The organism is Ignavigranum ruoffiae, from assembly GCF_900110675.1.
GTDB lineage: Bacteria > Bacillota > Bacilli > Lactobacillales > Aerococcaceae > Ignavigranum > Ignavigranum ruoffiae.
The window spans coordinates 111688-125137 of the sequence record NZ_FOEN01000001.1; the positions used below are offsets into that span (position 1 = coordinate 111688).

18 protein-coding genes are annotated in these 13450 nt (G+C 39.8%); 14 read left to right on the top strand and 4 right to left on the bottom strand.

What is annotated here, in order from left to right; translation table 11 throughout:
* Positions 1-54: 54 nt before the first annotated feature.
* Genes BMX34_RS00505 through BMX34_RS00515 form a run of 3 tightly spaced genes read right to left on the bottom strand, consistent with a single transcriptional unit; the run spans position 55 to position 2541 of the window.
* Entirely contained in the window at positions 55-984 is a 930-nt protein-coding gene (locus BMX34_RS00505) for a metal ABC transporter substrate-binding protein (RefSeq protein ID WP_092569680.1), read from the bottom strand.
* Complete coding sequence (locus BMX34_RS00510; protein ID WP_092569682.1) at positions 974-1822, bottom strand: metal ABC transporter permease; 849 nt, start codon at positions 1820-1822, stop codon at positions 974-976. The genes BMX34_RS00505 and BMX34_RS00510 overlap by 11 nt, the downstream gene beginning before the upstream one ends.
* On the bottom strand, positions 1819-2541 hold the full coding sequence (locus BMX34_RS00515; RefSeq protein WP_092569684.1) for a metal ABC transporter ATP-binding protein: 723 nt from the start codon (positions 2539-2541) through the stop codon (positions 1819-1821). Before BMX34_RS00515 ends, BMX34_RS00510 begins: the two co-directional genes overlap by 4 nt.
* Before the next feature lie 163 nt (positions 2542-2704).
* Between BMX34_RS00515 and BMX34_RS00520 the strand changes: the two genes are divergently transcribed.
* The 12 genes from BMX34_RS00520 (at position 2705) to BMX34_RS00575 (ending at position 11208) form a co-directional block, all read left to right on the top strand.
* Positions 2705-3073 carry a metal-dependent transcriptional regulator gene (locus BMX34_RS00520; protein ID WP_092569686.1) on the top strand — a complete coding sequence of 123 codons (369 nt, stop codon included), beginning with the start codon at positions 2705-2707 and terminating at the stop codon, positions 3071-3073.
* 6 nt (positions 3074-3079) lie between these two features.
* A complete protein-coding gene (gene ylxM / locus BMX34_RS00525) occupies positions 3080-3409 on the top strand; it encodes a YlxM family DNA-binding protein (protein WP_092569688.1) in 330 nt (109 codons plus the stop codon).
* A 13-nt stretch (positions 3410-3422) separates the two neighbouring features.
* Positions 3423-4901 carry a signal recognition particle protein gene (gene ffh / locus BMX34_RS00530; RefSeq protein WP_092569690.1) on the top strand — a complete coding sequence of 493 codons (1479 nt, stop codon included), beginning with the start codon at positions 3423-3425 and terminating at the stop codon, positions 4899-4901.
* Positions 4902-5318: 417 nt separating this feature from the next.
* On the top strand, positions 5319-6284 hold the full coding sequence (locus BMX34_RS00535) for a VOC family protein (RefSeq protein WP_200793390.1): 966 nt from the start codon (positions 5319-5321) through the stop codon (positions 6282-6284).
* Between the two features lie 24 nt (positions 6285-6308).
* Positions 6309-6914, top strand: a complete 606-nt coding sequence (locus BMX34_RS00540; protein WP_092569694.1) for an alpha/beta hydrolase — start codon at positions 6309-6311, stop codon at positions 6912-6914.
* Positions 6915-7060: 146 nt separating this feature from the next.
* Positions 7061-7333, top strand: coding sequence for a 30S ribosomal protein S16 (gene rpsP, locus BMX34_RS00545; protein ID WP_092569696.1), 273 nt, complete (start codon positions 7061-7063; stop codon positions 7331-7333).
* Positions 7334-7375: 42 nt separating this feature from the next.
* A complete protein-coding gene (locus BMX34_RS00550) occupies positions 7376-7633 on the top strand; it encodes a KH domain-containing protein (RefSeq protein ID WP_092569698.1) in 258 nt (85 codons plus the stop codon).
* Between the two features lie 310 nt (positions 7634-7943).
* A complete protein-coding gene (gene rimM, locus BMX34_RS00555) occupies positions 7944-8462 on the top strand; it encodes a ribosome maturation factor RimM (RefSeq protein WP_092569700.1) in 519 nt (172 codons plus the stop codon).
* On the top strand, positions 8452-9225 hold the full coding sequence (gene trmD, locus BMX34_RS00560; protein ID WP_092570281.1) for a tRNA (guanosine(37)-N1)-methyltransferase TrmD: 774 nt from the start codon (positions 8452-8454) through the stop codon (positions 9223-9225). Before rimM ends, trmD begins: the two co-directional genes overlap by 11 nt.
* A gap of 127 nt (positions 9226-9352) precedes the next feature.
* On the top strand, positions 9353-9703 hold the full coding sequence (gene rplS, locus BMX34_RS00565; protein WP_092569702.1) for a 50S ribosomal protein L19: 351 nt from the start codon (positions 9353-9355) through the stop codon (positions 9701-9703).
* 128 nt (positions 9704-9831) lie between these two features.
* A complete protein-coding gene (locus BMX34_RS00570; RefSeq protein WP_092569705.1) occupies positions 9832-10269 on the top strand; it encodes a hypothetical protein in 438 nt (145 codons plus the stop codon).
* Positions 10270-10284: 15 nt separating this feature from the next.
* Complete coding sequence (locus BMX34_RS00575) at positions 10285-11208, top strand: YitT family protein (protein WP_092569707.1); 924 nt, start codon at positions 10285-10287, stop codon at positions 11206-11208.
* Positions 11209-11324: 116 nt separating this feature from the next.
* Here BMX34_RS00575 and BMX34_RS00580 read toward each other — a convergent pair whose 3' ends face one another.
* Entirely contained in the window at positions 11325-12161 is an 837-nt protein-coding gene (locus tag BMX34_RS00580; RefSeq protein ID WP_092569709.1) for a Cof-type HAD-IIB family hydrolase, read from the bottom strand.
* Between the two features lie 131 nt (positions 12162-12292).
* On the opposite strand from BMX34_RS00580, the gene BMX34_RS00585 reads away from it, so the two are divergent.
* Together BMX34_RS00585 and BMX34_RS00590 are read left to right on the top strand one after the other, a co-directional pair.
* Entirely contained in the window at positions 12293-12595 is a 303-nt protein-coding gene (locus BMX34_RS00585) for a metal-sulfur cluster assembly factor (protein ID WP_327077504.1), read from the top strand.
* Entirely contained in the window at positions 12592-13347 is a 756-nt protein-coding gene (locus BMX34_RS00590) for an alpha/beta fold hydrolase (RefSeq protein ID WP_092569711.1), read from the top strand. Before BMX34_RS00585 ends, BMX34_RS00590 begins: the two co-directional genes overlap by 4 nt.
* Positions 13348-13450: the final 103 nt, after the last annotated feature.

A 13450-nucleotide genomic window follows, 5' to 3' on the forward strand; every position in this document is an offset into this window, starting at 1 on the left:
TCCTTAGTTTCTTTTAATTAATACGCCACAGAGATCTTGAAATTGCTAGCAATATTAAGGATTGAGTCCTGCGGCAATTGTTTTGAGGTTATATTCCATCATCGAATAATAAGAATCTCCCGTCTCACCTGAAGCGGCGATTGAGTCAGTGAAGATTTTTGCATAGATTGGCCGACCCGTTTCTTGGGCCACCGTCTTCATTGGCCGGTCATCAACACTGGTTTCAACGAAGAGGGAAGGAACTTTCGATGCTTTGATTTGTCGGACCAGGGCTGTGATTTGTTCAGGGGTCCCTTCTTCTTCGGTATTAATTTCCCAGATATAGGCTGAAGGGATGTTATAGGCTTTGGAGAAATATTTAAAACATCCTTCAGAAGTGACGATTAGCTTTTGATCGCTGGGAATATGATCAAAGAGATGGCGAGCTTCTTGGTCTAAAGCTTGTAACTTTTTGGTGTAGTTGGCTAGATTTTCTTGATAAAATTCTGCATGCCCGGGATCAGCTTGGATCAATGTGTCAGCAATATTTTGACAATAAATCACACCATTATTTAAATCTAACCAGGCATGAGGGTCTTCTTTACCGGCTTCATCTTCTCCTTCAAGATAGATTATATCAACTCCAGCTGATACGGCAAAGTAATCTTGGTCAGCAACTTTATTGGCATTTTTGACTAATTTGGTGAACCAGGCTTGGCTGCCATTTTCCAAATTAATCCCATTATAAAAGATTAAATCTGCTTGTTCAGTTTTCTTAACGTCCTCAGGGAGGGGTTCATATTCATGAGGATCTTGGCCAATCGGTACGATGCTATGAACATTGACCCGGTCTTGACCAATTTCTTGGACCATATCGGCCAAAATTGAATTGGTGGTGACAATATTTAAGGGACTTGATTCTTGGGCTAGGGTCAAAGGTGTGGCTAAACAGATCAAAGTTAAGCTGAATACGAAGGAAATCATATATTTTAGTTTATTTTTCATGGTCAATCACTTTCTTTCTATATTTGTTTTGTTTTGGGGCCATAAAGAAACTAAGTAGAAAAAGACTCGCTGAAGTTAAGACGATACAGGCTCCAGCCGCTAAATTGTAATAATAGGCAAACATTAATCCTAAGCCAGCTGATAAGGCGCCGAGGCAGGCGGATAGTATAATCATTGTCTTTAAATGGTTGGTGTATAGATAGGCGGTGGCAGCTGGGGTGATCAACATGGCCACAATCAGAATGGTACCCACACTTTGCATTCCCGTTACAGCAACCATGGTTAATAGAATCATCAAGAGGTAGTGATAATACTCGACTTTCATGCCATAAGCTCGAGCCATTGTAGGATCAAAGGAACTGATCAAGAGCTCCTTAAAGAATAGAATTATCAAAGTCACCACAATTAAGGTCACTAGCCCAGTAACCATCATATCTTCTTTTTGAACGGCTAATATATTGCCAAATAGGATATGGAATAAATCGGTTGAAGACCGGGCAAAACTGATTAAAATCACCCCTAAAGCCAAGAAAGCCGAAAAGGTGATACCAATTGCGGTGTCGGCTTTGATAATCGAATTATTCTTGATATAAGTAATCAGTAGGCCAGCCAATAGGCCAAAGACCAAGGCTCCGTAGTAATAATTTATACCAAATATAAATGAGAGAGCGACTCCGGGCAGGACAGCATGTGAGATAGCATCGCCCATCAAGGACATTCCACGTAAAATAATAAAAGAACCCAAGATGCCAGAGACAATGCCAATCATGATCGCTGTGATTAAAGCATATTGTAAGAATTGGAATTCATTGAGACCGTTGATAAAACTTTGAATCATGATGTCATCTCCTTCATCAAACTGAGCCCATAAGCCCGGTTTAGATTGGTTGAATTTAATACTTGAGCGCTAGGGCCATAGGCTATCAATTGCTTATTTAATAAAATGATGTGATCGAAATAAGCTTCAGCATTTGCCAGATTATGATGGACAATGAAGATGGTCTTGCCTTGTTGACTGAGTTTCTTTAAGACTTCCATAATTTTTTGTTCACTGGTTTGATCAATGCCAATGAAGGGCTCATCTAGGAAAAGATATGGGGCCTCTTGTACTAAACAACGAGCAAAGAGTACCCGTTGGAATTGACCGCCTGATAAGGCCCCTATAGATCGATTGGCCAAATGATCAATAGCTAATTCATTCATGGCTTGGCTGACTTTCCGCCAATCTTCCGCCTTCAGTCGGCGAAATAGTCCCAAGTGTGGATAACGACCTAGGGCGACACATTCTTTGACGGTAATGGGAAAGTTAAAATCAATCAAACTCCGTTGCTCAACATAGGCAATGTTTTTTAATTGTTTATGGGCAGCTTGTTGATCGATCAAAATCTTTCCAGAAAAGGGAATTAATTGAAGGATTGCTTTCAATAAAGTAGATTTCCCCGCACCGTTAGGACCGATAATACCTGTCATCGATCCGTCTTTACTTTGTAGGTTGATGTCCTGTAAGACCGGCCGATCTCTTTGATAAGTAACACTTAAATTTTTAATCTCAATCATCTTACCTTCCTTTCTTATTTAGGCTAACCTAATATTTAATCTGTGACCATCATAACATTAGGTGAACCTAAAATCAATAGGCCTACCTAAAAATTATCTGTTTGTGCCGCTAATGCTTTCATGATAAAATTATGATTGTATATTTCGGCTAGGAGGAAATGAAATGTCGCAAAGTAAAGAAGATTATTTAAAATTTATTTATGAACATAGTCAAGACAGTCTACTTTCAAATAAAGAAATTGCGGCAGGTTTAGGCATTGCTCCTCCTTCAGTGAGTGAAATGATGGCCAAGTTAACTGCTGAAGGGTTGGTTGAATATAAGGCTTATCATGGAGGCAAGCTGACCCCATTAGGAGAAGCACATGCTCGTGATATATTACGTAAGCACGAGATTTGGGAATATTTCTTAGCCCACAAATTAGGCTATGGTCCCAGGGAAGTTCATGAATTAGCTGAAGTATTAGAACATGTGACACCCGCCGATTTAGCCGACCGGCTGGCTCAATATATTAATTTCCCAGAGAAGGGGTGAGCGACCATGTCTTTGGAACGAACCCTTTTGATGAATCAACTTTTTGCTTATTATGGTAACCTGTTGACCGATAAACAAATGGAGATGCTCTCACTCTATTATGAAGAGGATTACTCCTTGGCTGAAATTGCTGAGCATTATCAGATTAGTCGGCAAGGAGTCTTTGATAATATCAAACGTGCAGAACAGGCTTTAGAGAACTATGAAAGTCAATTACATCTTCTGCAATTGCGCAATCGTCGCTTAGAACTCTATCAACAACTCAACCAACAGCTGCAAAACCAACCTAGCCAGCATGTGCTTGATGAGTTGATTAAACTTGAATATGAATTGTAAGGAGTAAAGATTTATGGCATTTGAAGGATTATCTGATCGATTACAAGGGGCAATATCGACGGTTGGTAAGGGAGGTAAGATTACTGAAGCCGACCTCAAACAGATGATGCGTGAAATTCGTCTGGCGCTCTTAGAAGCCGACGTCAATTTCAAAGTTGTGAAGTCATTTGTTAAACGGGTGAACGAACGTTCATTAGGGACCCAAGTATTAGAATCTCTTTCTCCAGCCCAACAAGTTGTCAAGATTGTGGATGAGGAATTAACCCAATTGATGGGGGGCGAACTCGTCCCATTAAACCTAGCTAAGCAACCTCCAACCGTCATCATGATGGCAGGTCTACAAGGGGCCGGTAAGACCACGACTGTTGGTAAATTAGCTAAGTACCTGTACGAGAAAGAAAATATTAAGAAACCTTTGCTGGTAGCTGGCGACGTTTATCGTCCAGCGGCGATTGAGCAATTAAAGACTCTAGGTCAACAATTAAATTTTGAAGTCTTTTCATTGGGAACTTCGGTGTCACCGGTGGAGATTGTCGAACAAGCCTTACGACAAGCACGCATTAACGGCAATGAAGTCGTCTTAATTGATACGGCCGGTCGTCTTCATGTCGATGAGAAGTTAATGCAAGAATTGGCCGATATCAAAGCAGTGGCTCAGCCCGATGAAATTCTATTGACCGTCGATGCGATGACTGGTCAAGATGCATCGAATGTGGCCAAAGCCTTTAATGATGACTTAGATATTACAGGGGTAATTATCACTAAATTAGACGGCGATACCCGGGGCGGGGCAGCCTTATCGATTCGTGAAATTACCCATAAACCGATTAAATTTACTGGTCAAGGTGAGAAGCTCGATGCCCTAGAACCTTTCTATCCAGATCGGATGTCTAGTCGAATCTTAGGCATGGGCGATATGATGACCCTGATCGAGAAAGCTCAGGCAGACTTTGATGAGGCCAAAGCAGCTGAAATGGCCGACAAAATTAAAGATGCTAGCTTTGACTTTAATGATTTTATCGACCAGATGGATCAAGTTAATAAAATGGGGCCAATCAAAGATTTAATCAAGATGATTCCTGGCATGAGCAAAATCAAAGAATTAGATGAGCTGAACGTTGACGAGAAAGATATGGCTCATATCAAAGCCATTGTTCAGTCGATGACACCAGAAGAACGAGAAAATCCTGATCTGATCAGCCAAAGCCGACGGAAACGGATTGCGAAAGGTGCGGGTCAAGATTTAGCCAAAGTCAACCAGTTAATTAAGCAATTTAATCAAAGTCGGCAAATGATGAGCCAAATGTCTAACGGCAAAATGTCGGGTATGAAGAAGATGATGAATCAGTTTGAACAGATGTCTGGTGGGGGTGGCCTACCTGGTCTAGGTGGTGGATTCAACCAAAAGGATTTTATGAGTCCCGAACAATTACAGGCCAAAAGACAAAAAGACAAACTTCGTAAAATGATTAAAAAGAAACGCAGAAAATAATTTTGCCGTAAGTGTCTGTGAATTAGACAATCTTTTGCTTTCAAATGTACAAAGGTAACCGGATATTTATCTAGAAACACACTTAATTTCTAGGTAGATATCCGTTTTTTTATTTTGACCGAGTGATTTACATTGATGTTTTATATTATACTGTTGATTATCTTTTAAGGATGAGTCCAAAATACTTTAAAAATTCCAAGTATTTGTTAATCTATGATTGATTGACCGATAAACGTATTGTCTTAATTTTTCGAAATTAAGTCATTACTGTTATTTTTGACAAAATTTCTAAGAGGTTTTGCGACAAGGGGAACCAGACCCCCAAAGGATACTAAAGTCAAAAGGCTTGCTTTTGAAAATAAGTCGTGGTATATTTACTTCGAATTCGAAATTAACATTTAAAAGGAGCGTATCATAATGAATGAATTAAAAGGTATTCACCACGTTACTGCGATTACTCATGATGTTAAAAAGAACTATCATTTTATGACGCAAATTCTGGGCATGAGATTGGTCAAAAAAACCGTAAATCAAGATGATATTTATACTTACCATACTTTTTATGCTGACAATATGGGGAATCCTGGAACGGATTTAACTTTCTTTGACTTCCCTCAAATTCCGCAAGGAACTCACGGTACTAACTCTATTTCAAGAATTGGTTTACGTGTGCCTAATGATGCAGCCTTAGAGTACTATCGTGATCGGTTTGATCAATATGGGGTTAAACATGAAGGCATTTTCGAATTATACGGATCTAAAATCTTGAAATTTGAAGAAGAAGATGGCCAAAGATATCAATTGTTCTCTGATGAACATGACCATGGTGTACCTGCGGGTACTCCTTGGAAACAAGGGCCAGTTCCAGAAGAATTCGCTATCTATGGTTTAGGTCCGATTGAAATTACCGTCTCTTATTTCGATGATTTTAAGATGTTACTGCAAGAAATTTATGGCATGACGATTCATATTGAAGAAGATGATGTGACTGTCTTTGAAGTGGGCCAAGGGGGTCATGGTGGTCAAGTGATTCTACGCCGTGATACGACCAGTCCGGTAAGTCGCCAAGGTTATGGTGAAATACACCATGTTTCTTTCCGAGTGGAAGACCATGAAGCCATCCAAGCCTGGTTAAATAAATATATGGAACGAAATATTCGTAACTCCGGCTTGGTTGATCGTTTCTTCTTCGAAGCCTTATATGCGAGAATCGGTCATATTTTAGTTGAAATTTCTACGGATGGACCTGGTTTCATGGGCGACGAACCTTATGAGACCCTTGGAGAAAAATTATCCTTACCACCATTTTTAGAAAAAGATCGCGAATATATTGAACGTCAGGTTAAACCATTCAATTCAGTTTGGACCGGTAAAAAAGATTAATGAATCACAATGAGGAGGGTTATGATGGAACATCTATTTAGCCAAGGTCAAGATGCCGAGCATACGTTAATCTTGTTCCATGGCACTGGTGGAAATGAAGAAAGTTTGATTCCGATTGCTCAGACCATAGCCCCTCAGGCAAATTATTTGGCAATTCGTGGTGAAATTAACGAACAAGGGTATCTTCGCTTTTTTAGACGTTATGATGATGGCTCTTACGACCTAGAAAATCTGGACCAACAGGGACGAAAAATTAATGATTTTCTAAATTGGGCCAGTGATCATTATCATTTTGATTTGACTCAGGCCATCTTTGTCGGCTTTTCAAATGGGTCAAATATAGCCAGTCATCTCTTGTTTCAATTAGGAAGCCCTGTGAAGCGAGCCATCTTAATGGCTCCTTTGTATCCCTTGGATTTTAACCCTGAATTAGATTTGTCCAGTAAAGAAATATTTTTGTCGATGGGTAAACAAGATCCTTTATGTTCTATGGAACAAAATCAGGCCTTGTTGGCAAAGCTTGAACAAGCTCAAGCTCATGTCCAATATACTTGGGTGAACAGTCATGAAGTTACTTTGAATAGTTTGAGTGAAATTAAACAATGGTTAGTAAATCTTGGCATAGCTTAAAGTATTCAACCCATGAAAAATTCTAAAAATCATCTATGCGATAAATTTACAAAAAAATTCAAGCTGTAAAGTAAAAGTACTTTACAGCTTATTTATTTTCTGTTAATATATCATCTTGTAAGATTGAACTGAAAGAGGTGAAATGAATGTCTGTAAAAATTCGTTTAAAACGTATGGGTTCTAAGAAACGTCCTTTCTACCGTGTGGTTGTAGCGGATTCTCGTTCTCCACGTGATGGTCGTATTATTGAACAAATTGGTACTTACAATCCAGTTTCTGAACCAAAAGAAGTTAAGATTGATGAAAGCTTAGCACTTAAATGGTTACAACAAGGTGCCCAACCTTCTGACACAGTGCGTACTTTATTATCTGCTCAAGGAATTATGAAGAAATTCCATGACGGTAAATTAGAAAAATAATGCTAATATTCATGCCTTACAATGATTAGAAAAGGTGAGATAATGCCAAATATCGAGAAACTTATTAGAACGATGGTCGAACCGATAATTCAATATCCTGAAGATTTTGTGATTGAAATTAAAGATACGGATGAATTCAAAGAGTATCATCTTCTGCTAAATCCGGAAGATATTGGTAGAGTCATTGGACGAAAAGGCCGGGTTATTCGAGCTATTCGTACCATTGTATACAGCATTCGTAATAAAAATGAAAAACGTAGTCGCATTGTAGTTCAAGATGAAGTTGAAGAGCAAGATTAGCATTGCCAGCCAAACAATCTGACTTTCTAGCAGGTTCACTTGATAGAAAATAGATTTCGTTTGAATTCAACTTTAGCTTGTGTTTGAGATCTACTGGATAACCCTTAGGCAAGACATTGTCTGAGTGGTTAACCAGGTGGGTCTTTTTTTATGGAGGAATTTTTTCTTGTTATAGCAGTGTGGATAACTTTGCTAAAAAAATGAATACTCTTGGAATCCATTTAGGTCAGGGCAGCCAGAAGAGTGACCACTAAATATGTGTTGGTTATGGCTGCAATAAGTTATAATAGAAGGAGATTGGGGGAAGAAGATGGATAAAATACGTATTGCTCGAATTGTGAATACATTTGGGATTAAGGGTGAATTGAAAGTATTAGCGGAGACCGATTTTCCAGAACAACGCTTTGCTAAGGGACAGACCGTATATTTGATCAATCAAGAAAATCAACTAGCCGCAAAGATTGAAACCGCCCGTCTCCATAAGGGTTCATATATTGTTAAGTTTCAAGGGATTGAGCAGATCAATGACGTAGAGTCGTATAAAGGGGGTTGGCTGGCGATTAATGCTGGCCAACAAGAGGATCTGGCGGAAGATGCTTATTATTACCATCAGATTATTGGCTTAGAAGTGCTGACTACTGAGGGCGAAAAGATTGGCAAGATTAAAGATATACTTGCTTTGGGATCAAATGACGTCTGGGTCGTTCAACGAAAACAAGCCAAAGATGTCTTAATTCCTTATATTGATGACGTGGTTAAAGAAGTGAATCTTGAGAATTCAACGGTGACCATAGAATTAATGGAAGGACTTATGGATGATGAAGATTGATGTTTTGACCCTCTTCCCGGAAATGTTTGCACCGATGAATTATTCCATGATGGGTCAAGCGCAAGAGCGTGGCTTGTTAGAGTTCCAGGCTCATGATTTTCGTCAATATGCGGTAAATAAACATGGGCATGTTGATGATTATCCTTATGGTGGCGGGGCCGGCATGCTCCTTAGGGTGGAGCCCATTGTGGCCATGTTAGAAGAACTACAGCGTCAACATGGCCGTCCTAATCGGATCATCCTAACTGATCCAGCGGGGCAACCCTTTAGTCAAGATTTAGCCCAAGAGTGGTCTAATGATCAGTATTTAATCTTTATCTGTGGTCACTATGAAGGCTTTGATGAAAGAGTCCGCCACTATGTGACTGACCAAGTTTCCCTAGGAGATTATGTCTTGACTAACGGCGAATTACCGACCATGGTCATGATGGATGCTGTTGTGCGCTTAATCCCTGAAGTCGTTGGCAATGCTGACTCATTAATCCATGAATCTCATCAACAATGTTTGTTAGAATATCCACAATACACCCGTCCCCAGAATTTCCGTGGGATGGAAGTCCCGCCGGTCTTACTAAGCGGCCATCACGAGCATATCGAACGTTGGCGACGCAAGGAGGCGCTCCGCAAAACCTGGCATCACCGACCTGATCTACTGAAACAAGGGTCCCTATCCGACGAAGATCAACGCCTCTTAGATCAAATCCAGCGAGAAGATTCAACGTCTAAGATCTCATCGACAAGCCAGCAAAAGCAAAAACCTTAAGAAAAGTAAAATTGTCCTTTACAATCGCGATGATTTCTGTATAATTGTAAGAGTGGTTTCACCACATGAATACGAATATTCCGCTGAATGCTAGGCATTGAATGAATATTTTGGGAGGAGAAAAAAGATGAGTCGTAATCCAATTATCGAAAAAGTTACTCAATCACAATTGCGTAATGATATTCCTGAATTCCGTGCTGGAGACACTGTCCGTGTCTATGCCTTGATCGTTGAAGGTGAACGCGAACGGGTTCAGTTATTCGAAGGCTTAGTGATTAAACGCCGTGGTGCTGGAATCAGCGAAACTTATACAGTTCGTAAGATTTCCAATGGTGTTGGGGTTGAACGTACATTCCCATTACATACACCACGTGTTCAAAAGATTGAAGTACTTCGCAAGGGTCGCGTTAGACGAGCTAAACTTTACTATATTCGTAAGTTGGCTGGTAAAGCTGCCCGGATTAAAGAACGTTCTTAATCTAATTAACCAAGATTTGGTCTTTGACCGGGTCTTGGTTTTTTTGTTGGAATGAACTTCCATAGTTGGAAATAATATTCGATATGATATACTTAGAGCAAATATTGAAAAGAACAGGTGGCTAAAAAATGTCGAAGATTCAAGAAAATTTTGAACAAAAATTAAAATCAGTGGATATTCCTTTTAATTATCAAGAAATAGAGGATGGGCACCACCTTTATCGCTTTACTTATCAGCTGAGCAAAAGTCGAAAAGTCATTGTTGAAGTGATTATTCAGGAAGCAGAGACCGACTTTGTGGATGGACAAATCATCTATCGTCAATTACATCAACTGGCCGATCGAAGCCTGGAAACAAAGGCCCTAAGCCTATTGAACGACTTAAATGGGATGCGAACAGGTTATTATGCGCTCTATTTAGCTGGCGATGGCGAAATTTTCTTAAGAAACTTGGTTCGACTTGGTCAAGATCCAGAAGCTTTCTATGAAACGATTGTGATGGGATCTGCAATTGCTAAGGCATTAATTCCTGATATTACCCGAGCTCTGGGTAAACCGGCAGAATAAAGGCGGTAGGACAAGATGTTTAATCGGTATTTGGCCAAATCCCGGCTGTTTAATTTGGCTTTCCATGGTTTGATTGTGATTTTTGCAGCGCTTTGTTTTGGGATTGCCTTGAACTTTTTCTACATTCCTGGCGATATTTACTCGGCTGGAATTTTAGGTTTTGCCCAATTAATTGCCTATGTGATCAATCATTTCACCAGTATTCCTTGGCAGGCCCAGACAGGGACGGTTAACTTAATTATCAACATTCCATTAATTATCTTGGGCTTTATGAAATTGGGCAAACGCTTTACCTTGCTAACCTTGGCTGTAGTGTTCGCCACTTCTATCATCTCTAATATGATTCCAGTGATTCCAATTTCTTCAAATCCGATGTTAAATGGTGTGGTTGGGGGCGTCCTGTGTGGGACTGCGGTCGGTGTCTGTGTCAAATATGGCATGTCAACTGGCGGATTAGATATTGTGAGTGTCGTCTTAAATCGCAAGACCGGTCTCAATGTCGGCTCACTGTCATTGATTATGAATTCCTTGCTCTTATTTGGCGTCGGTTATGTTTATGAATGGGAATTAGCCCTATACACTTTGATTGCCATGTATGTTAATTCTCGCATGGTCAATGCGATTAACAATAATGATCAACGCTTGACGGCCTTTATCATTACCGAAAATATTGATGATGTGGTTAGCTCTCTCTATCAACATATTCACCGAGGAATTACTGTTATCGATGGACGGGGAGGCTATAAACGGTCACCACGAAAGATTATCATGGTGGTCATCAACCGTTACGAACTTTATGATCTCCAATCGGCTGTGCATCTTAGTGACCCCAAAGCCTTTGTCAATATTGTTCAATCTCAATATGTAGGCGGAAATTTCCTCAATCGCCAACAACAAGATTTATTGAGAGAGCGTAAGCAAACCTTGAAAATTAAATAATAAAAAGCGGAGAAGCTAGCTAGATACCTTTCTGGCTATACTTTCCCGCTATTTTTTTATGGTTATATTTTAGAACCGAGTATATTAAGCTATTTGGTTAATAGCAATAAAATATTCTAATCAAAGGCTTGAGGTAAATAGGCCTGCAAATCAAAATATTTTATCAGATATTTGGCCAAGCCATCTGCTTGGTTGCTATATTCGGTGACATCATTGGCAATGGCTTTGACTTCTTCAGTTCCATTGGCCATAGCGACGCCAAGACCGGCGTAATCTAGCATTTCAAGATCATTATTCTCGTCACCAAAGGCAAGAATCTTTTGACGAGGAATATGATAGAAATCAGCAATGCGTTTGACCCCGACGGCTTTGTTAATTCCTACGCTAACAATTTCTAATAAAGGCAGAATCCCGCCCCAAGTCCGAATCGAAACTTGGTCGCCATAATGTTCCAAGACGCGGTCGCGAACCAGGGCTTGTTTCTCTTCTGGACAGAAGATAGCGAGCGCGGTTGGATTCTCAGTTAAGCTGCGGCGAGATAAGAGCTCAATCTTAGCTCGATCTTTGGGATAGAAGGGTGAATCAGGAATATTGAGCGTGGAGGAGAAGAGACGGTCTTTCCCTTCAACGGTTAACATATCGATTCCTAATTCATCCTGCCGAGAGAATAAATCGAAAGCCAATTCCTTATCGAGTTCATTATGATAGTGCCCTAACCATTCAGCCTTGTCAGGAAAATGGCACAAGGCACCGTTGAAATTCACCATTGGCGATTGTAAACCAATCTGATAATAAATATCCTTTGAATTGCGGAAAGGTCTTCCGGTGACGATACAGACCATGTGTCCCATTCTGTCCAATAGACGAAGGGTTTGAATCGTTAATAGACTCACTTTGGATTCATTATTTAAAGTGGTTCCGTCTAAATCAATCGTGATTAAATGTTGTTCCATGTGCAGAACTCCTTTCACTTACCGATCGATTATATCGAATTTCGTCAATGAGCTCAATCCTTGGAATTTGAATGATGGAAATTTTACTTCAAATTTGTTACATTATGATTAACCTAGAAAAGGGTGAAACAATGAAAAATGAACAATTATACAAAGCCTTAGAAAAAGTCATTGACCCTGAATTGGGCATTGATATTGTCAATTTGGGTTTAATTTATGATATTGATTTTGATGAACAAGGAACTGCCAAGGTGCTGATGACCTTAACCACCATGGGCTGCCCATTAATCGATATGATTGCCTTTGATATTGAAAGAGCCTTGTTAGCAGTCGATGGAGTTGAGAAAGTTGAGATTGAATTGACCTTTGATCCGGCCTGGTCGATTGATCGGATGAGTCGCTATGCCAAGATTGCTTTAGGAGTGTCCCTATGATCCAAATTTCTCAAGAAAAGATTCAACACATCCCCGTTATACGGATTAATTTGCAGGATCAGACTCAGCAAGATCAGCAATCTGTAGTTATCGCCTACCATGGCTGGACACATTCGAAAGATGAAGATGTATTACTAGGGATTGAGCTGGCCAAACAAGGATTTATGGTGATCATGCCCGATGCCCCTCAACATGGCGATTACCCACATCGGCAAATTCCAGTCAATCCCATGATTTTTCCTGAAATATTATTAGCTGCGGTCAACGATGTTTCTTTAATTTTAGATGAAATCCAGACGAAAAATTCTGATCATTCAGCGATTTATATCTGTGGAATTTCTATGGGAGGAATCATTACTGGCATGTGTTTAAGTAGGTATCCTCAGCTTAACGGGGCAGGTATATTGATGGGGGCCACTCATCCTAGTGGTTTTATTCAAGCTTTAATTGAACATTACCAAGTGCCTGCTGAATTGGTTCAACAAGCACAAATTCAAGAAGCAATCCGACAACTTCAAGCTTTGGATTTATCTCTTCATCCAGATCACTTAGGGAATCGGCCTTTATATCTTTGGCACGCTCAGAACGATAGTACGGTTCCATACCGTTTCAATCAGGATTTAATCACTTATCTAGAATCCCAGCCCTTAGTCAAAGATCGAAAAATTCAAATTGATCAAACAGGGGGTCATAAGGTCCCTTATCAACGAATGATTGAATTGGCTAACTTTTTTAAGCAAGTTGATCAGTAAAAAGTGTTGACCTTTCCTGACCAATGCGTTATACTATGATTAAGCTCAAGTCTGAGCTTAGTTTTTTACTTTGAAAAGTTTGACTATTATTGACATTAGAAAA